We start from the raw sequence: 18415 nt of genomic DNA, 5'->3' as shown, positions 1-18415 counted from the left end.
TATTTTTATTATAGTTTATATATCACTTGTATCAGCCTCGCTTGAGATAGTTTGCACTAAATCTTCAGATTCTTTTTCAAGGGGTTTCAGGTACGTAAAGTGTTCTATAAAGGAGGGTATCCTTCCTTCTCTCCATTCCTCACACCCCCCCGCCAGCGCGGCCCAGGGAGTGGGGCCATCGCCGTGGTGTGGTTAGTTTCGAAACCGATGCGTATCGCCGCGCAATAGGCTTAGAATGGTAGTGCGGCTTACCCCGAACTCCCGGGCAAGCACGTAAGATGAAACCCCGGCCGCGTTCCCTTCACGAATGAACTGCACGTCTTCTTTGCTCAAATGAAAAGGAGAATCACCGGGGCCCATTTTTAGCCTTTTATCGGTTACTGCCTGTAATTCCAAGGTCAGTTCAGACCGGTGCGCCCAACGCAAATTGGCGGCGCGGTTATCGGTGCGTACGCCGTTGATGTGGACCACATAGGAGTTACGCAAATTGGCATTAGGGACAAAGCAGCTGGCAATGAGTTTAGGCACGACCATCCAAGTTTGGTCATATCCGTTTACAAGTTTGACCATGTTCCCTCCTTTTTTGTCGGAGTATAAATGGCACAAGGTCTCGGCGTCGTTGCTCCAGACTAACCCGCCGCTTGATGCCTGGTAATTCGGGAAGCCAGGTACGTCTTTCCATTCATGTTCCGGCCACAGCGCACGCGGTCCGTAAATGGAATTTATGGATTCATGTACTTCGGAAGGGAAGGGTTCCAACAGGGGCGACAGCGTCCCCAACGCGACTTTGTTCGGATCGGAAAGTTGGTTGTAAGCGGAGTGTGTTTTTGTTGACATGTCAATAGGTGGTTATGAAGCCGGGGCATCGTTGCTCCCGGCTTCAGGTTGGGTGATTAAAAAGACGGGGCTACAAAAGGCTCGCCCGCGCTGAGCACGGTGTTCACGATGTCGGCCCAACCGGAATCGTCGGGTTTGAGGTACTCCAGGTACTGGGTGGCCGTCATTTCCAGCTCCAGGAACTGCTGCGTGGCCTCGCTCCACACCTGGGCCACCACGCGCTTGGTATCCGGGTTGACGTGCACCAGCAGTCCCGTGGGCACGATGTAGGTATCGTACAGCACGGAGTGGTGCTGTGTCATGCCCTTCGGGCCGCGGTGGTGAAAGGTGATAACATCGAACAGGGCCCAGGCCTCGGGGTTGATGCATTCGTAGTCTTTGTCGTGTTCGATTTGTATCATCGGCACGGCGAGCTGGTCATATTTATGGTTGTTCATATTTTGATTATTAGATGTTAAAGGGCCGGAAAATCCCGGCCCTTTTTGGTTGATTAAGCCTTCGCGGTGCTCGGTGGTGAAAGGGTTATCGTCCACAGCTCGTAGAACCACGGGTCGGTAAGGTCTTCCAGCCCCAGTCGCTCCATGGTTTCCTCGAATTGGGCGTAGGTGTACCCGAGGTATCGCGTTCCGCCCTCCTCGTAGCCCCGCAAGACAATTACTACGTCGGCCCGCTTGAGGTCTTGGACGGCTGGCGCGGTGGGCACCAACTGCAGGTAAGCAACTAGGGAGTGTTTACAGTTAAGGTCGACCTTTGAGCATGAATAAAGACCGGAGTTTATTGACCGATGCGCAGTGGGCGAAGCTTTCGCCGTTGCTGCCGGGCCAAGAAAGTTCGCCGGGCACGACGGCCAAAGACACGCGCTTGTTCGTGGAAGCCGTGCTCTGGCGGGCCCGTTGCGGCGTCTCGTGGCGTGATTTGCCGGCCGAGCGGTTTGGGCCCTGGCACACGGTGTACGCCCGGTTTCGCCGCTGGCGGCAAGCCGGGGTATGGCCCCGGGTGCTGGCCCAAGTGCAACAGGAAGCCGGCTTGCACCGCCTGCTGGTCGATTCCACCACCGTACGGGCGCACCAGGTGGCCGCCGGCGCGAAAAAAAAGACAGCCCTTGCGGGCAGGCGCTCGGCCGCAGCCGCGGCGGCTTCACGACCAAACTCCACCTGAGTTGCGACGCGCAGGGCCGCATTTGCGCCCTGGCCCTGACCGGGGGCCACGCGGGGGATTGCCCGCAAGCGCTCGGGTTGCTGGTGCAGCACTTGCGCCCGGGGCAGGCGGTGCTGGCCGACCGGGCCTACGACGCGGGCTACGTGCGCGCCCAAATCCAGCAGGCAGGGGCCACGGCCGTGATTCCCGGCAAGAAAAACCGCACGGTCCCGTTGGCGCATGACGCTGAAAGCTACAAAGAGCGCAACCACATCGAACGGGCTATTAATGGCTTAAAACGCTTTCGGGCCGTAGCTACCCGATTCGACAAACGCGCCGCCAACTACTTTGCTACTTGCTGCTTAGTTGCAGCTTTAACCTGGCTCTAACTGTAAACACTCCCTAGTTCGTCCACGCCTGCTGGCCCAACCGCGATGGCTGCAACGATGTGGTCGATGTCACGGCCGGAAATTGGCGTGAAGTAAGAGGTGGCGTTGAACTTGCAAGCCGGGAGGTACCGCTGAATGTTCGCGGGAATGATTGTGGTGGTACTGGTTTTCATGATGGTGTGTGGGGAGAATTAGTCCATGTCTTCGATGCCGTCGAAGAAATCTTCAGGGATGTTTTGCGGATTGGCGTAGTAGGCATCCGGCAAAGGAGCCGGTGTGCTCGCTGGCGCTGACTGGGCGTTTGTCAGCTCTTTGGCCACGGCCACCAAGTCGAGCCCCATCTCCAGCATGAGCCGGTAGGCCTTCACCTTTTCCGCATTCTGTGCCTGCGTGATGCGGTATTGCTTGCGCCGTTCCACTTCACAACGCGCATCTTCACGTTCTTCCTTGGTAATCACCCGCCTCTTGCCGCGATAAAACGCCTTCGGCACCTCGGCCGCAGCAATCGGGGTAGCCGGAACGCGGCGCACCACGACGTCCAGGAATTCCGCGCTCGCCACCTCATCGTCTTCGGTTATGAAGCACAGCACGCGCTCGGCGAACTTGGTTTTAAAAGGCGCAAAGAAGACGGCGCCTTTCACGTGCTCATCGGTATAGCCGCATTGAAACAGCATCGACCGAAAGAAGTACCCGTTAGTCCCTTGTATCAGCTCAAAGTCTTCGTAGGTGTCGGCGATGCTTTTGGCATAATACAGCAAGTCCTTCCGCGAGTAGAAAGTCATTCTTCCGATTCTACTGCGCAGCAAACCGTTGGCTGTTTGCGTTTTGATGATGTGCTTCCGCGGGGTCTCTTCGCCGGGTAGTTCGGTTTCCGGCCGCACCCCCGCAAACAACTTGTTGGCGATGTTCCGCTCCTGGCGCACGTTAAGTCCAGCCATGCGGGCGTATGCTTCACGCAGCCAGTTTGACCGGGTACCCGGCACGTAGGCCGAGGGCTTTACAGGTTCCTCCCGCAGCGGCGAAGGAGCGTAATTGTCATCGAATTCATCATCGTAATAGTCATCGTCGTGCAGGCCACCGTACCGCTCTTCATAGGATAAGGCTTCGTAATCGACGTAGCTGCTGTGAACTCCTGCTGCCAGCAGTTCGGTATTTTGTGTTACTTTCGTGTCCATAAAAAATGCATGTGCATGCGTTTTGGTGTGTTGCGGTGCCTGTTTTTTAGGCAAAGCGATGCCGTTCAGCACCCCGGCAAGGGTGCTGGCCAGCGGTAATTTTCAACTGCTTTAGTGCTCCATAGGCCTGTCGGTCAAAGGGTTGGGATAATGGCCTTGCCTAATTTTTAGGCAAGGGGGTGCCCGCACGTGCTTCTTCAAGGCACGTTCGGTAAGTACTCATACAAGTGCGCTGCCTTTACCAGAGGCTTTTGTTCGCTCAATGCGAGGGCACACTACTACTTTCAACGGTGGTTTAAGTTGCTGCTCGCGTTTGAGGTCAGCGCCGACTAGATGTTATTGAGATAGCAACCAGCGTTGCCATTTGCACCCTCTCAATGACATCAAGACAAAACTTCATTTGCCCTTTCGTGCCGTAAAGATGGGGGTTTCATTTTAATCCACCAAATAATTTGCAAAAAATAACCCGACTGCAATAAACAGCCGGGCTTGATTTCATTGCTTAAAAATGGCTATCCTACTTCTGCTCAGGCAGTAACCCTGCGGCGGCTAGTTCTTCCTGTAAACGTAAAAATTGGGCCACCCGCGGGTCTACGGTGTTGCGGCGGGCGTACGCAACCAGTTCGTCTTGGTGCCGCATCGCCATTTCGACGGCAAAATCCATCACCATTTGGGTGCTAAGGGCGGGTTGCATCTCTTTTAGCGCTATCTCCTTGAGCTGCGCAATCTTGGGCAACGCGGTCTTGGAGATGCTGACGCTGGTGTAATTGACTTCGCGCTTGGCTACAGAACGTTCAGGGATAGCGCGTACCGTCGGATTGACCTTCGTGAGACGGGGGCTGGAATTATCGGTTTCGGACTTGGCCATGAGAAGAGGAGGCGTGTTTGTTTGCTTGTCTCCTCAAAGGTAGCGCATGCAAATGAGAACCTGCCCGGTCTCGAATCAAAATTTACATTGAATGAATTTCATTTAATGGGTCACATTTAAATTGCTCCATTTGAAAGCGGGCAGTTTCCATCTGGGCCACTCCTTACGACGGTATGCCCTTCGTAGGGATAAACTTGGCGCAGCTCGAAAAGCTGCAAAACCCGAAATGCCACTGACCTTTGCAACTCCTACACGAACTGCTTCCGCATGAACGCTACCCTCTATCTGCCACACCAGTCACCGCAAGCCGTACCCACCGTAGGGTTGGTAATGCCAAATCCTTCTACTGGGCAGGTGGGTGTGCCGGCTACGGTGCCGCCTTTGTTAGGCTGTGCTCCTGCGTTAGTAGACGCACTGGCTTGCGGCCCGGCGTACGTTGCCTAATCTTCAACTGCAATGGCGGAGTGAACCCGGCCGCGCAATTCCAGCAAGCCGCTACGGGTGGCAGCAGCCTGGGCATTGAAGGATGCTTTAGTGGCGCGGTTCAGGGGTGGATTGATGGTGCGTCGTATGGTGTGCCGCGCTGCACTTTTACCTAGTGGTGCTTCTCGTCCCAGTGCTCGGGCCGCACCACGGCCCCGGTGCCCACACGCAGGCGGTTGCCTTCCCAGGTGATGGTAAGTTGAATGGGGGCCGTGCCGTCAGCGGCCAGGGCATCGAGGCGCAGCTGGCGCGTAATTTTCATCTAGTTAGCGGTTGCTTTCTCGATAAATTCAATTGCCTTGTTAACGCTTGCGTAACTCAGTTCCGCTTCGGCTTTGGTTACAAAGTGTTTCCTGCCGTGCACAATATGATTGCGCAGAGTAATCGTTTTGGTTTTTAAGGCCTCGTATTCATCGCTTCCATCGAAATTGAAACCGAGTGCATCCGGAATTAAGGTAACTAGAATGTCCCCTAGAGAAATAGGCAAGTGAAGCTCACCGGTCTTGAATCTCTCCTTTATTTCTCTGTTTTTTAGGCCTTTGGCTGTATAAGCCGCTTTCAGCTTCGGTGTAAGCCACGTTTCTAGCAGTATTGCGGAATCAATGGCTGCACTTCTCCAGTCTTTTAAATCTAAACTGTTTCGTATTTGTGAGTGCAAGGCATCCAGTAGGGCAGGTGGTTCACCACTTGCTATTAATTCTTTTAGCGTAACAGCGTCTGCTTCTGGTAGTTCACCAATGATTTGTCCATTTAAGTCAAAGTATTCTTCGACATCGTAAGCAAAATCATCAAAATCAGTTAAAACAGTGAACGCCATTATCATATATGAGGTCAGTCTTTGATAATGAAATCGGTCGAATCCAGGGATTCTGGTAACTACGGCATAATGCTCAACAAAAAGGTTTACAGCATCAACGACTAAATCACAATAAAGACCATTGTCCCACTTGAAATCATCATTTATTGATTCCAAGGGAATATTTGCAAGAACCTTGGTGTGGCTAAACTTTCCTAGCCTATCACCACCAAAGGAAACCGTTCCACCAAACTGTATCGGCGAAGTTTTGGGAACCGTGCTCTGATAGCAGAATCTTAATTGGATGGCAATGAATTCTCCTTTGCACTTGCGGCCGTAGTTGTCAGTTCCAATCTTTACTTCAAATACAGTGTTGGGATGCGGATTTAGCCGTAATGGAAACCTTGATGCATCAATTGTTTCTTTATTATTTAAACGAAAGCCCTCTGGGGTGCGAAGCGAAAAAGGCAAATTAAAGAGGAGCTGCTTAACGGTTGGATTTGCCCAAGCTTTCCGCTGTTTTATTAGATTTTCTTCACTTTCTCTAGCACCAACCGTCATAGGAGCATCGCGCCGTACAAAAACCTTCTTTTGGCCATCCATTTGGTATTTCGTTAAGAATTTAGCTTAGACTATTCACTGTCATAATCAGGACTACCCACTTCTTTCGGATGGGGCCGTGCCGTCAGCGGCCAGGGCATCGAGCCGCAGCTGGTGTGTGATTTTCATGATGATTAGCTAAGCAAGTCGGCGAGAGCATCAAGTATTCGCCCTTCTTTTTCACTGCGCAGGCCTTCGCCCCGCTGCCGGTCTTCTAGGTTGCGCTGAAGTCGGGTAAAAAGTATGCGCAGCTGTATGTGAAAAGCAGCCATTGCCGCACGGGCATTGGTGCCCAATTCTGCAATGTCGAGCGGTGGGTAACTGGCTTGAAAGAAATCCCCAACTCTCGAAACATTAACTTCAATGGGCTCCGAAAACTCAATAAGTTGGTTCTCAGATGACCTAAAATTAGAAACGATAATAGAGGTCTGATTGCCCGTATTTACCGCAAGCAGGGCCCGTCGTAGTTGAGCCATGGAAATGGTGGACGGGTCTTGACCTTCTTTTAACTCAAGCAATAAGCTGGTCAACTCAGTCCGAATGGCTTCATCCTCCTCTGGCTGAGGAGGAACGGGAAGGATGCGCTTGCGAACGGCTGCCGAGACGGGCGCCAACCGCTTGTATGCCTTCTCTCCCTCGATTTGGGTTTCGACGTAATAATTCTGGTTGTTAGCAATCTGCACAATAGGCAGAAAAATTGCCCGCATCTGTAAGTCGTCAGCGCTGCTCAAGCTATTAGGCCGCCGGACATCTCCGTAAAAGCTGAAATCAAAGACATCCCGCTTGTAGTCCTGTAGAATTTGCTGTTGCCAAGTAATTAGCTCTACCGGCAGGTTCTGCTCGCCTTGTGGCAACGGGTCAATGGCTACGTCTATTTCGAAGCTGCCAAATTGGTTGTTCACCCCACGCGGCTCAACACCTTTCAACACCTTGGCCAGGTCTGTCAGGGCATACTCTATGCGGCTGTATGTTTCCCGATAATCGGCGAGGAAGCGAACTTCAACGTAGCTTTTGAGCGAACGGGTGACGCGTTGCAGAAAGCCTCCGATGTCGTTAATGCCGAGCGTGGAAGCAAAGCGTGCTTCGAAGGGGGCGAGTCGAAAGCGAACTGCGGCTGCTCGCAGGTTTTGCAGATGCTGAGCATAAGAAATTTCTGACCCTTCTGCAGCAAAAAGCTGCTCGTAGCGGGCAGGCATTGCCAATTCGTAAAAGGAATCTGCCTCAGGTATGTAATCCGCAATGAGGTCTTCACACTCAACCAAAAGCGCATTAGAGCAGATACCGGCCGTGTCCGTGCTTAGAACAATTACTTTGCTATTGTAAGGTTCTTCAAAAATGTCGGCCAATGATTTCGCATCCGTGAGGTAATCGTATAGGTGCCGGTAGCTCACCTCCAGCACTAACCACCGGTTGGATGTGTCGTCGTAGTCAATCCAGGAAAATAAGTAGTGCTTGGCTCGTGGGTACGAGACATAATGCGATAGCAATGGGCCATCGTAAGCAACTAGGTCACCATACTTCACGAGGTTACTTACGAAGCTCTCAGCGCTCAGCGCCCAGCCATGTTGCGCTTTCATACTGAGAAGATGGTTTGCACGTTTTTGCTTAGACAGATGTCGGCAAATTCATGCAGGTTGAAGTGCTGTTTATGGTCGGTAGGAGTGCAGTTGCCGTCGTCGGGCGTGACACGGAGTTCTGCGATATAATTCTGAGTGAGTTTTTTGTATTTCCTTCTGACTTTGCGAGCAGCGTTAGGGCACTCAAATAATGAAATGGCCCACTGGTCACAAACGGCATGCTCCTCATCTAGAATTTGTTGCAGCGTCGGGTTTACCGGAATGTTAATGGCCCGCATCGGCGGGGGATTCGCGTCTAGTGGCCGGGGTAGAAAGTCGTCAGGATGGGGTTGCGACAAGTAGGCTAACCGATAAGCAACGCAATCCCGTGGCACTGCTGCTAAGCAAGGACAACAAGATTCCTTAAGATTCGCAGATACAGCAGCCAGCTGGGTAGAGTATTTGTAGACCATAGGGTAGAAGAATCTGTACAGGAGACTAAATTAAAAATCGTTGTTTATCTGATTGACAGATATGATTTTGGTGTACAGCTTTTGTAATTCAGTCATAGGAATTTCGCTCCTATAGCGTGCATCTAGACAATCGGCAATTACTGGAATATCCTTGTCGGTTTTTACTATGATGTACGATATATCATTAGAGTCAAATATTAGCCTTTTATCTTTTAGCGCTTCATTATAGCGGTTTCTGTCTTTATCATAGTGTTCGCCATAAACCATGGATCTAGCTTCTCCAAGTTCAGACTGTCTAGCCAAATAGCGCCATTCTCGTTCATCGTAGAAAACATAGTTTTCCTCTACAATTTTTCCTTTTCGCGTTAATGGACCTGCATGATTCTTGCAAAAACCTAATACCTGACTTAGCCTAAAGAAATTTTCCTCCTCTTTGGTAGCATCCATTTGTGCATCTCTCAATTTGGTAAATGAGGCTGCAACAGATAAGGAATGGACATTTAAATATTGACTAAGTGTGGATTCAGGCTCGAGGTATAGTACTGGATTTAGTTGATTCTTTTTTGCCCATGATTTAGAGAAACCGATGCCATATGAGCCATACTTTACGATATGCTCTTTGGCGAGTGTTAATGGCAAGTCGCAAAAGCAAACCATTGGGAAAGCAATAGATGCTCTACTAGTACTTGAAAAATGTATTGTTTCATTACAGTACTTTATCCGCAGACCTTTGTCCGTGATAATACCCTTTAAGTTTTTTAAACTGCCTGTGTAGTGGATGATTGATTTACTACTGACTGCCATGGTTATTTTATCTGATTTTAAGTGCAAAAAGTCGGTTGCAAGCCACCCGCATACCTTTTGCAGCAACTATATTGGGCTCTGAGTCGGTAAATTGACTCGGAAGTAAGAAATGATTAGTTAGGTCGGTTGAAGCAATCGGACCGATGCTTAAGCCTTATGCTCCTGCAGGTACAGGTACACATCTATAACCTTGCCGCCGACCGCCGCCACGGCAACGCGCAGCTGGTCTTCGGTGCACATGAGCACGTGGCTCAGCTACGCACCTTGCTGTCTTGGGTGGCATCGATATGAACTTCTTCTGGCTGGTTGGCCGAGGTAGAAATTCCGGACATAGTGGGCAGAAATAGGAGAGAAGGAGCATTACTGTGCATTTAGCTTAGCGAAGCGATCGGGGCTACAGTAATACAAGAGCTTGCAAGTTATGGCAAATCGTCAGGCTGAATTTACAAGTTGTGAAAAGGAAAAGACAAATAATATATTTTATGAATGTTTATGGCGGTTATTAGCCACAAAATCATCATTATAAATAATTCCTTAGCGCCCCCAAACTTTCGTCCTGGCCCGCCCTATAAGGGCATGCAAAAGCAAAACGAAATATGGAGGGACTGTGAGGGGTTCGCAGGCCACCAAGTGAGCAACCACGGCAACCTCACTAAAAACGGTGAAATACTCCCTTTGACCAACAGCAATGGGTATTTAACTGCCACCTTAGAAGGTGTGACCAAACTCATGCACCGGTTAGTAGCTTCAGCCTTTTGCCCTAAACCGGCTGGCGCCAGTATTGTCAATCACCTTGACGGTAGCCGGAACAACAACCACGCGACTAACCTAGAATGGACTACTGTTAAGGGGAATGCCGTCCACGCGGCCGAAAACAACATGCTGCCAACCGGTGAGCAACATATTCGCTCAGAGCTAACCGAGACAGTAGTGCTCGAAATTGATGCCCTGTTACGCGCAGGCAAGGCCAACGGTGAGATAGCCGATGCGTATGGAATCAGCCGAGAAGTCGTCAGCAAAATCAAAGCGGGTCGGACCTGGGCCAAGGTAACAGGCCGAGAATTGGCGCCAATCACTCGAATTAAGGCCGTAGGCAAACGCAAATTGTCCAACGACCAAGTAACTGCCATCCGGCAGCGGGTGGCCGCAGGGGAGTCCATGCGGTCCGTCGCCGCATCCTACAGCATGTCCCACACCACCATCGGGGCCATCATAAACGGCGAAACCTGGAAGTAGGAGCAGGGGCTGTTTGCGATACAAAACGCGCTACAGCTAAGCATTGTGCAAAACGTTAAAAGCAAAAAACCCTCATAATCGACTGATTATGAGGGTTTTCTTACAAACGGTACCTGCGAAAAGTACTATTGTTCCGCGGTCTGGACGGGACTCGAACCCGCGACCTCCGCCGTGACAGGGCGGCATTCTAACCAACTGAACTACCAAACCGTTTGCCGGACGAAAAACGCGACTGTTTTCCGTTTTGGTGATGCAAAGGTAGGGGATAAAAACAACGGCCTGCAAGCCTAGGGCTAAAGTTTTTCAAAAAACAGGGGGTCGGCGAAGGTTGTAGGTTGTTTTTCAGGCTCATTAATTTTTGTGGGTTGCCGCTGCGACGGATGTTTTACCTTTGCCATCCGCCCGGTGAACAGCATTTGCCAACGGCGAGGTTGCAGGTTTGTGCCCGGGCCAGCCCGCAACCCGCATTCACCGGTCATTCTTTCTGTCTTTCCATTCGAAATATTCCTAAGTCCATGCTCCTCGATTTTGAACAACCCATTGCTGCCCTCGAAGGCAAGCTCCTCGAAATGCAAAAGCTGGCCGACGAGAGCGACGTCGACGTGAGCGAAGCCGTGGTGGCACTGCAAGCCAAAATCAAGGCCCTTAAGAAGGAAACCTACGCCAACCTCACCCGCTGGCAGCGCGTGCAGCTCTCGAGACACCCCGACCGCCCGCAAATGCTGGACTACATCGGTGGGATGGTCGACAAGTTTGTAGAGCTGCACGGCGACCGCACCGTCGGCGACGATAAGGCCATGGTAGGTGGCCTGGGCGAGTTGGATGGGCACTCCGTGATGTTTATCGGCCAGCAGAAGGGGCACAATACCAAGGAGCGGCAGTTCCGCAACTTCGGCATGGCCAACCCCGAGGGCTACCGTAAAGCACTGCGCCTGATGAAGCTGGCCGAGAAATTCAACGTGCCCATCGTGACGTTGATTGACACCATGGGGGCGTTCCCGGGCCTGGAAGCGGAGGAGCGGGGCCAGGGCGAAGCCATTGCCCGCAATCTCAAGGAAATGTTCATGCTCAAGGTGCCGGTTATCTGCATCATCATTGGCGAAGGCGCCTCGGGCGGTGCGTTGGGCATCGCTATCGGCGACCGGGTACTGATGCTGGAAAACACCTGGTATTCAGTTATTTCGCCTGAATCATGCAGCAGCATTCTGTGGCGCACCTGGGATTACAAGGAGCAGGCCGCCGAGGCGCTCAAGCTCACGGCCATCGACATGCACAAGGCGGGCTTGGTCGATGGTATTGTGAAGGAGCCGCTGGGCGGGGCCCATACGGCGCCTGAGCAGATGATTGAAATCCTGAAAAGCACGCTGCTCAAGACCATGAAGGAATTGAGCGCTATTCCTGCAGAAGACCGTATTAGCCAGCGCATTGATAAGTTCTCGGCGATGGGCGTAGTGGTGGAATAGCCCATCTTCATTTAACAATTATCAATTAACAGTTAACAGCGCTTGCCACGTTTGACGGAACAAGCGCGCTAAATGGCTTTATTTGATTGTTAAATGTTGATTGATAATTGTTAAATGAACATTCATACCCTCGACACCGGCTTATTCAAACTCGACGGCGGCGCCATGTTTGGCGTGGTGCCTAAGAGCATGTGGCAGAAGCTCAACCCGCCCGATGCCAACAACATGTGCACTTGGGCCATGCGATGCCTGCTCATTGAGGATGGCAACCGGCTGCTGCTGATTGATAACGGTATAGGGGAGAAGCAGGACGAGAAGTTTCGCGGCCACTTCTACCTGCACGGCGACGATACGCTGGAGAAATCATTGCGCAAGCTGGGCTACACCAGCACCGATATTACTGACGTTTTCCTGACGCACCTACACTTCGACCACTGCGGCGGGTCGGTGCAGCGCCGGCCCGATGGCGCCCTGCAACTGGCCTTTCCTAATGCTACCCATTGGAGCAACGAGGCGCACTGGAACTGGGCCGTGACGCCCAACCCCCGTGAAAAGGCCAGCTTCCTGAAGGAGAACATTCTGCCGATTCAGGAAAGCGGGCACTTGAAATTTGTGGACTTGCAAGGTGGCGTGCCCCACACGCTGCCGCAGTTCCGCGAAATCATCATGGCCGACGGGCACACCGAGAAAATGATGGTGCCGGTGATGGAGTATAAAGGCCGCACGCTGGCTTTCATGGCCGATTTGCTGCCCAGCGCGGGCCATGTGCCGCTGCCCTACGTGATGAGCTACGACGTGCGCCCACTCATCACCATGACCGAGAAGGAAGCCGTGCTGCGCCGCGCCGCCGAAGAAAACTGGGTATTGCTGCTCGAGCATGACCCCACTCACGAAGCCTGCACCGTGCAGCTTACCGAAAAAGGCCTGCGCCTGGGCGATACCCTGCGGCTGGCGGATTTATAAGGCCGTAATTAGTTGTTGGCGGCTGGTATTGCGTAACGCGCAGCAGCGGCAGTGGCAGCCCGGTGGCGGTGCGGACGCCAAGCGCTTATTAATCACACATAAACAACACGATGGCCCAGTTGGGTTTGGCTTTCTCGGGGGGCGGGGCGCGCGGGATTGCGCATTTGGGCGTGCTGGCGGCCCTTGATGAACTGCAGCTGCCGGTGGCCCAGCTGGCCGGGGTGAGCTCCGGGGCCATTGCCAGCGTGTTTTATGCAGCCGGTTTTGCGCCCCGGGAGATACTGCGGCTGCTGCTGGCCACTAATGTCTTTCGGCTGACGCGGCCGGCCTTCAGTCGCTACGGTTTGCTGCACCTCGATGCGGTGTCGCAGCTGATAGCCCGCAAATTGGGCGCCACCGTCAATTTTGAGGACCTGAGCCGGCCCCTCACCCTGGTAGCCACCGACCTCATGGCGGGCGAGTCGGTTTACTTTAATACGGGACCGCTACTGCCGCCGCTGCTGGCTTCGTCGGCGGTGCCCATAGTGTACCGGCCGGTAGAATACCAGGGGCGGCAATTGGTGGACGGCGGCCTGCTCAACAACCTGCCGGTGGAGCCGCTGCTGGGCAAAGACGACCTGCGCGTGGTGGGTGTGCACTGCAACCCCATCAACACCGAAGCCCACATTCCCAACTTCCGCCGACTGGTGGAACGCACCCTGCACCTGGCCATCAATGCCAACACGGCCTCGCGCAAGGGACTGTGCGATTTGCTTTTAGAGCCACCCGAGCTTCGGCATTTCCGGCCCTTGAGCTACAAGCGCGGGCCGGAGCTTTTCGAAATAGGGTACCGCTACACCCTGAACCAAGCCGAGGCCCTGCAGGCGCTGCTGTAAGGTTAGCGCCACGCTTGGGGCCCGATAACCCATATTTGCAGCCCGGTAGGGCGTAATGCCGCCACTGCTCCGGCTGCTGATTTCTTCATTCACCTCCACCATATCCCAATGCCCGCCCGCAAAAGCTCTACATTCTGGTATTACGCCGCCAAATTCGTGTTTTGGGTTTCGGGCTGGAAATTGGGCCAAATCGCCAACCCGGAAATCAAGAAAAGCATGATGATTGCGGCCCCGCACACCAGCAACTGGGACCTCATTCTGGCACGGGCGGCGTTTTACCTCATGGACGTGGATGTGCGCTTTACCGTGAAAAAGGAGTGGACCGAGCACTGGTTGCTGGGGGGGATGGTGCGGGCCGTGGGCGCCCTGCCCGTAGACCGCAGCAAGAATAATAGCCTCGTAGATAGCATGATAAAGCTGTTTGACGAGCACAGCGAGTTGGTCATCCTCATCACGCCGGAAGGAACCCGCAGCTACCAGCCGCGCTGGCGCAAGGGCTACTATTTCGCGGCGCTGGGCGCCCATGTTCCCATTCGGTTGGGCTACCTCGATTATGGGAAAAAAGAGGCCGGCATTGGCGAAGCCGTTTACCCAACGGGCGACTACGAGGCCGACGAAGAAAAAATCAAAGCGTTTTACCGGACCAAAACCGGCCGCTTTCCGGAGAAGGGCGTGCGGTAGCCCCTGCCTGATTTGGCGCCGTTGCTTACCTTCCGGCCATGGACAAGGTCGTCACGCTGCTCTGGATACTTTTTGCCATCGGGGCCTTTGTGTTCCGGCTGATAATGAAGGCGCAGGAGACCAGCGCCCGGGAAAGCCGCGAACGGCCCACTCGCCCCGGTGGGGCCGTGCCCGAGCTGCCCACGGCCACGTTCCAAGAGATGCTGCGGCAGATGCAGGCGCGCAACGCTGCTGAGCCAGGTAGCCAGCCCACGCCGGCTACACCCCAGCCCACCGTGCTTCGCACGCCCGGCGGGCGCCTGATGCCGCGCGAACTGGCGCGGCCCACCCGGTCGCAGGAGCGGACCGAGATTCGGCCAGCGTCGTTGGAAGCGCCCGCTACGGCCCGGCCGCGCAATGCGCCCGCTCCGGTTGCCCGCCGGTCTTCCTCGCTGCCCCGGGCTTCGGCCCAAGCTCCACTGGAGGCCAGCCGGCCCACTATGGTCGTGCTGCCTGAGCAGCCACTCAATGAAACCGTGCGCCAAATGCTGCGCCAGCCCGATGGGGTGCGCACGGCTTTTGTGCTCAGCGAAATCTTTCAGCGCAAGTATTAGCGCGGGTTAGTCTTGGGTGAGGGCATATGCCACCAGGTTGGCGCCCATGCGCAGGGCTGCATCGTGAATGGCGGGGGAGTCTTCGGGGTAGGTGCCCACGTCTTCCCAGCCGTTGCCCAGGTCGCACTCGTAGCTGTAGAAGCACACCAGGCGGCCTTTGTAAATCAAGCCGAAGCCCTGGGCCCGCTTGCCGTCGTGCTCGTGCACTTTGGGTAGGCCGCGGGGGAAGGCAAACTTCTGGTGGTAAATGGGGTGGGAGTACGGCAGCTCCACAAATTCCAGCTCAGGAAACACTTTTTTCATCTCGGGACGGATAAATTTGTCCAGCCCGTAATTGTCGTCGATGTGCAGGAACCCGCCGCCGGTGAGGTAGCGGCGCAGGTTCTTGGCCTCGGCGGCGGTGAAGGTGACGTTGCCGTGCCCGGTCATGTGCACGAAGGGGTATGTGAGCAGCTCGGGCGCATCCAGCTCCACGGTGGCTTCCTCGGGCGCGATGTTGGTTTTCAGGGTCTGGTTACAGAACTGAATCAGGTTCGGCAGGGAGGTTTTGTTGGCATACCAGTCGCCGCCGCCGCCGTAGTGCAGCTTCGCAATTTTGAAGCTGGAGGTAGCAGGGCCAGCCGACGTGCTGAAGAGCAAAGCAGCAAAAAGGAACAGGTTTTTGAGCATGGCGGAGGGCATGGAATAAAATCAGCCTTTGGTAAAGTAAAAGCGGGTGCCGCAAAGTTGGTTCCCAAACCGCGGGGGCTGGCGAAATCCGTATGCCAAGGCTAATTCTGGGCTGCGCATCGCAACGCGTATTTCCAGGGCGCGGCGCTTAGGAATTGCTGAGCGGCATGAGCTTTTGCTTGAGCAGCGTGAAGTCGATGGGCTTCACCAGGAAGTCGCTGGCACCAAGCTGCATGGCTTTCGAGTAGCTTTCGGAGTCGCCGTAAGCCGTAATTATCATCACGGTGGGGGGCGGAATGGGGTGTTCCACTTTGATGTTGCGGAGCAGTTCCAGGCCGCTCATGCCGGGCATGTTAATGTCGGATAGGATGAGCACTACTTCCGAGTAATGCTGCTCCTGCGAGAGGTAATTAAGCGCCTCTTCGCCCGAAAAAGCGAAGGCAAACGAAAGCAACCCGTCGCGGATTTCGCGCCGGAACCGCTGCTCAAACAGCAGCTTGACATCCAATTCGTCGTCGACAACCAGAATCTTCATCATCATACAGCATAGGTTAAGGCCTGAACATTTTCGCCGTTTACGGGCAGGCAAATCGTAAACTCGGTGTATTCCCCCGGCTTGGAATCCACCATAATGGTGCCGTTGTGGCCTTTGGTCACAATATCATAGCTTAACGAGAGGCCCAGGCCCGTGCCTTCGCCGGTGGGCTTGGTGGTGAAGAAGGGCTGGAAGATGCGCTGCCGCACGGCGTCGGTCATGCCTGTGCCGTTGTCCTTCACCCGGATGGCGACCTGACCGTGCGGTAGCTGCTGGGTTTTCACGCAGACCTCGGGCCGGTAGCCATCTTGCCCGAGCTTTTGGCGCTGCTGCACGGCGTAGAAGGCGTTATTGAACAAGTTGAGCAAGACCCGGCCCATGTCCTGGGCCACTACTTCCACAGGTTTCAGGTTGTTGTCGAAGTCGGTGGTGAGGGTGGCGTTGAAGGACTTGTCTTTGGCACGCAGGCCGTGGTAGGAGAGGCGCATGTATTCGTCGGCGAGGCGGTTGAGGTCGGTGGGCTGGCGCTGGCCGGGGTTGGCGCGGCTGTGCTCCAGCATGCCTTTCACAATGCTGTCGGCCCGGTGGCCGTGATAGGTAATCTTGTCCAGGTCCTGGGTGAGCTCGTCCACCAGGTCGTCGGCGGTTTTTTTCTCGGCTTCGGGTAAGGTGAGCAGGGGGCCTTCCTTGAGCTCCGTGAGTAGCTCCACGGCCACGTCGGCGAAGTTGTTGACGAAGTTGAGCGGGTTCTGAATTTCGTGGGCAATGCCCGCGGTGAGCTCGCCCAGGCTGGCCATTTTCTCGCGCTCAATAAGCTGGTGTTGGGTGTTTTGTAGGTTGTCGAGCGTTTGCTGCAGGGCGGCGGTGCGCTGCTGCACTAGCCGCTCCAGGGTTTCATTTTGTTGGGCCAGGAGCTGTTGCTTTTCGTGCTGTTGGGCCAGGGTTTGGCTCGAGAGCCGGCGCACCTGGTCGAGCTTGATGGCCAGCAGCCGCCCGTTGAGGGCAAAGCGGCGGGTGAGGAAAAGCGAAATGGCCAGTACCGGACTCAGAAAGGCCGGGAACGTGAGCAGTGTGTGTAGCGGAATGGACAGGAACTCCACGTGCAGCAGCTTGGCGTGGTATCGGGCCATGTAGGCAAATACCAGCAACAGGCTCAGCGCCACGCCATACCCGGCCGCAATGATGCCCGCCGCGCGCTTGGTGCGGCGCAGGGCCCCCAGCGTGAGGCGCAGCTGCTCGGCCGTGACCAGCACCATGAATATCACCGTGGGGTACCAGCTCAGTTGCGGGCCAAACGTGAGCAGCAGTAGGCTCACCACGTTGGCCACCCACAAAGAATAATAGATGAGGCTGATGCGCACATTAAACAGGCAGTAGAGGGCGCGCACGGCCAGCATCCCGCCCGTCTGGATGCACACGTAGGAGAGGATATCAGCCACAATCCGCAGGTTGAGCCGATGGATTTCGTCCAGAAACCCGGTGAAGCAAAAGCTGCAGGCCGTGAGCAGGGTGTACAGGGCAAAGTAAATGTTGGCGTTCTGGGTCGAGTTGTAGTAGTAGTAGGCAAAGTGCAGCATGCTCAGCAACAGGAAAGCGCCGAAAAGCAACATGTCCGACGTTTTGAAGGTGGCTTCCTGCTCGAAATTCTGCACCAGCTGCGGCAGCCCGGTCAGGTGCGCCTCCACCAGCATGGGCACGAAAAAGGAATTAAATGCCCGGAAGGGCGCCCACTGCGCAAAGCGCACCGCCAGTACCTGTTCGGCCCCGGCGCTGCTGGCGGCCAGCTCAATGGGCTCGCCATCGGGCCAATAGGGCTGTACCTGGGCGGGGTTAGCACTCACGGTGCCGTAACGGCGCAGCAGCCGGCCGTTGAGGTACACTTCCGATGCCGCGTACTGGAAAATGCTCAGTGCCAAGGCCCGGTGCTGCAGCGCGGGGCCCAGCCGAAACCGCAGCCGGAGCCAGCCAATGCCGGCTTGCTTCACCTGGGGCGGAAGCTGCTCCAGGCCCACGGTTGTGTTTAGGGGCTGCCACTGGCTGTCGTCAAGGTCGGGCCGGGCCCAGTCGGGGTTGTCGCCGGCGTGGAAGGTCCAGCCTTTTTCCAGCTCAATTCCGCCGTCCGGCATTTGCTGCAGGGTTACGGCCGGCTGCTGGGCCGGTTGCGCCACCGCCAGCTGCCCAGCACAAACCAGCAGCAGGAATAACAAAGCTTTTTGCGGCAAAGAGCAAGGCATGGCTTTTCGGTCACGAGAGCAGAAATGAATTGTATTAGTCGCCTGATT

General features: G+C 54.7%; 20 protein-coding genes, 1 tRNA gene and 1 pseudogene. 7 read left to right on the top strand and 15 right to left on the bottom strand.

What is annotated here, in order from left to right; all coding sequences use genetic code 11:
- Nucleotides 1-192: 192 nt before the first annotated feature.
- Genes AUC43_RS15225 through AUC43_RS15215 form a run of 3 tightly spaced genes read right to left on the bottom strand, consistent with a single transcriptional unit; the run spans nucleotide 193 to nucleotide 1540 of the window.
- Nucleotides 193-837: an HNH endonuclease gene (locus tag AUC43_RS15225; protein ID WP_157781111.1), complete on the bottom strand. Its 645-nt coding sequence runs from the start codon at nucleotides 835-837 to the stop codon at nucleotides 193-195.
- 56 nt (nucleotides 838-893) lie between these two features.
- Complete coding sequence (locus AUC43_RS15220) at nucleotides 894-1274, bottom strand: hypothetical protein (protein WP_068195465.1); 381 nt, start codon at nucleotides 1272-1274, stop codon at nucleotides 894-896.
- A 53-nt stretch (nucleotides 1275-1327) separates the two neighbouring features.
- Nucleotides 1328-1540, bottom strand: coding sequence for a hypothetical protein (locus tag AUC43_RS15215; RefSeq protein ID WP_157781110.1), 213 nt, complete (start codon nucleotides 1538-1540; stop codon nucleotides 1328-1330).
- A gap of 53 nt (nucleotides 1541-1593) precedes the next feature.
- Here AUC43_RS15215 and AUC43_RS21615 point away from each other — a divergent pair.
- A pseudogene (locus AUC43_RS21615) lies at nucleotides 1594-2363 on the top strand (IS5 family transposase).
- On the opposite strand, the gene AUC43_RS21045 reads toward AUC43_RS21615, so the two are convergent.
- The 8 genes from AUC43_RS21045 to AUC43_RS20155 all read right to left on the bottom strand — a co-directional run bounded on the left by AUC43_RS21045 (nucleotide 2360) and on the right by AUC43_RS20155 (nucleotide 9118).
- Nucleotides 2360-2536, bottom strand: coding sequence for a hypothetical protein (locus AUC43_RS21045; RefSeq protein WP_157781109.1), 177 nt, complete (start codon nucleotides 2534-2536; stop codon nucleotides 2360-2362). The pseudogene AUC43_RS21615 and the gene AUC43_RS21045 sit on opposite strands and share 4 nt — an antisense overlap.
- 18 nt (nucleotides 2537-2554) lie before the next feature.
- Nucleotides 2555-3610: a hypothetical protein gene (locus tag AUC43_RS15200; RefSeq protein WP_157781108.1), complete on the bottom strand. Its 1056-nt coding sequence runs from the start codon at nucleotides 3608-3610 to the stop codon at nucleotides 2555-2557.
- Between the two features lie 445 nt (nucleotides 3611-4055).
- The gene (locus AUC43_RS15195; RefSeq protein WP_068195456.1) at nucleotides 4056-4406 is read right to left on the bottom strand and encodes a hypothetical protein; all 351 of its coding nucleotides are present in this window, start codon (nucleotides 4404-4406) and stop codon (nucleotides 4056-4058) included.
- Between the two features lie 595 nt (nucleotides 4407-5001).
- Nucleotides 5002-5151, bottom strand: a complete 150-nt coding sequence (locus AUC43_RS20160) for an Arm DNA-binding domain-containing protein (protein ID WP_082685119.1) — start codon at nucleotides 5149-5151, stop codon at nucleotides 5002-5004.
- Nucleotides 5152-6288, bottom strand: a complete 1137-nt coding sequence (locus AUC43_RS21040) for a hypothetical protein (protein ID WP_157781107.1) — start codon at nucleotides 6286-6288, stop codon at nucleotides 5152-5154.
- 131 nt (nucleotides 6289-6419) lie between these two features.
- Nucleotides 6420-7862, bottom strand: a complete 1443-nt coding sequence (locus AUC43_RS15185) for a hypothetical protein (protein ID WP_068195450.1) — start codon at nucleotides 7860-7862, stop codon at nucleotides 6420-6422.
- The gene (locus AUC43_RS15180; protein ID WP_068195447.1) at nucleotides 7859-8140 is read right to left on the bottom strand and encodes a hypothetical protein; all 282 of its coding nucleotides are present in this window, start codon (nucleotides 8138-8140) and stop codon (nucleotides 7859-7861) included. Before AUC43_RS15180 ends, AUC43_RS15185 begins: the two co-directional genes overlap by 4 nt.
- Nucleotides 8141-8344: 204 nt before the next feature.
- Nucleotides 8345-9118: an abortive infection system antitoxin AbiGi family protein gene (locus AUC43_RS20155; RefSeq protein WP_157781106.1), complete on the bottom strand. Its 774-nt coding sequence runs from the start codon at nucleotides 9116-9118 to the stop codon at nucleotides 8345-8347.
- Between the two features lie 492 nt (nucleotides 9119-9610).
- On the opposite strand from AUC43_RS20155, the gene AUC43_RS15170 reads away from it, so the two are divergent.
- The gene (locus AUC43_RS15170; RefSeq protein WP_199243458.1) at nucleotides 9611-10354 is read left to right on the top strand and encodes a helix-turn-helix domain-containing protein; all 744 of its coding nucleotides are present in this window, start codon (nucleotides 9611-9613) and stop codon (nucleotides 10352-10354) included.
- 136 nt (nucleotides 10355-10490) lie between these two features.
- On the opposite strand, the gene AUC43_RS15165 is transcribed toward AUC43_RS15170, so the two are convergent.
- Nucleotides 10491-10564: transfer RNA gene (locus tag AUC43_RS15165), tRNA-Asp, on the bottom strand.
- A 305-nt stretch (nucleotides 10565-10869) separates the two neighbouring features.
- Between AUC43_RS15165 and AUC43_RS15160 the strand changes: the two genes are divergently transcribed.
- From AUC43_RS15160 to AUC43_RS15140, 5 genes are all read left to right on the top strand, one after another.
- Nucleotides 10870-11817, top strand: coding sequence for an acetyl-CoA carboxylase carboxyltransferase subunit alpha (locus tag AUC43_RS15160; RefSeq protein WP_068195438.1), 948 nt, complete (start codon nucleotides 10870-10872; stop codon nucleotides 11815-11817).
- Nucleotides 11818-11931: 114 nt separating this feature from the next.
- A complete protein-coding gene (locus tag AUC43_RS15155) occupies nucleotides 11932-12780 on the top strand; it encodes an MBL fold metallo-hydrolase (protein WP_068195436.1) in 849 nt (282 codons plus the stop codon).
- 110 nt (nucleotides 12781-12890) lie between these two features.
- A complete protein-coding gene (locus AUC43_RS15150; RefSeq protein ID WP_068195434.1) occupies nucleotides 12891-13655 on the top strand; it encodes a patatin-like phospholipase family protein in 765 nt (254 codons plus the stop codon).
- A gap of 108 nt (nucleotides 13656-13763) precedes the next feature.
- Entirely contained in the window at nucleotides 13764-14336 is a 573-nt protein-coding gene (locus tag AUC43_RS15145; protein ID WP_068195430.1) for a 1-acyl-sn-glycerol-3-phosphate acyltransferase, read from the top strand.
- 38 nt (nucleotides 14337-14374) lie between these two features.
- A complete protein-coding gene (locus AUC43_RS15140; RefSeq protein ID WP_068195426.1) occupies nucleotides 14375-14929 on the top strand; it encodes a hypothetical protein in 555 nt (184 codons plus the stop codon).
- Nucleotides 14930-14935: 6 nt separating this feature from the next.
- Here the strand turns inward: AUC43_RS15140 and AUC43_RS15135 are convergent, their stop codons facing one another.
- From AUC43_RS15135 to AUC43_RS21610, 3 genes are all read right to left on the bottom strand, one after another.
- Complete coding sequence (locus AUC43_RS15135) at nucleotides 14936-15598, bottom strand: DUF4159 domain-containing protein (protein ID WP_068198726.1); 663 nt, start codon at nucleotides 15596-15598, stop codon at nucleotides 14936-14938.
- Between the two features lie 148 nt (nucleotides 15599-15746).
- On the bottom strand, nucleotides 15747-16133 hold the full coding sequence (locus tag AUC43_RS15130; RefSeq protein WP_068195423.1) for a response regulator: 387 nt from the start codon (nucleotides 16131-16133) through the stop codon (nucleotides 15747-15749).
- A 2-nt stretch (nucleotides 16134-16135) separates the two neighbouring features.
- Nucleotides 16136-18355: a sensor histidine kinase gene (locus AUC43_RS21610; protein WP_068195420.1), complete on the bottom strand. Its 2220-nt coding sequence runs from the start codon at nucleotides 18353-18355 to the stop codon at nucleotides 16136-16138.
- Nucleotides 18356-18415: the final 60 nt, after the last annotated feature.

Origin of the sequence: Hymenobacter sedentarius (genome assembly GCF_001507645.1) — a bacterium.
Taxonomy (GTDB): Bacteria; Bacteroidota; Bacteroidia; order Cytophagales; family Hymenobacteraceae; genus Hymenobacter; species Hymenobacter sedentarius.
Note: the sequence above shows the minus strand (reverse complement) of the source record. Positions and strands in the feature narration are given on the sequence as shown.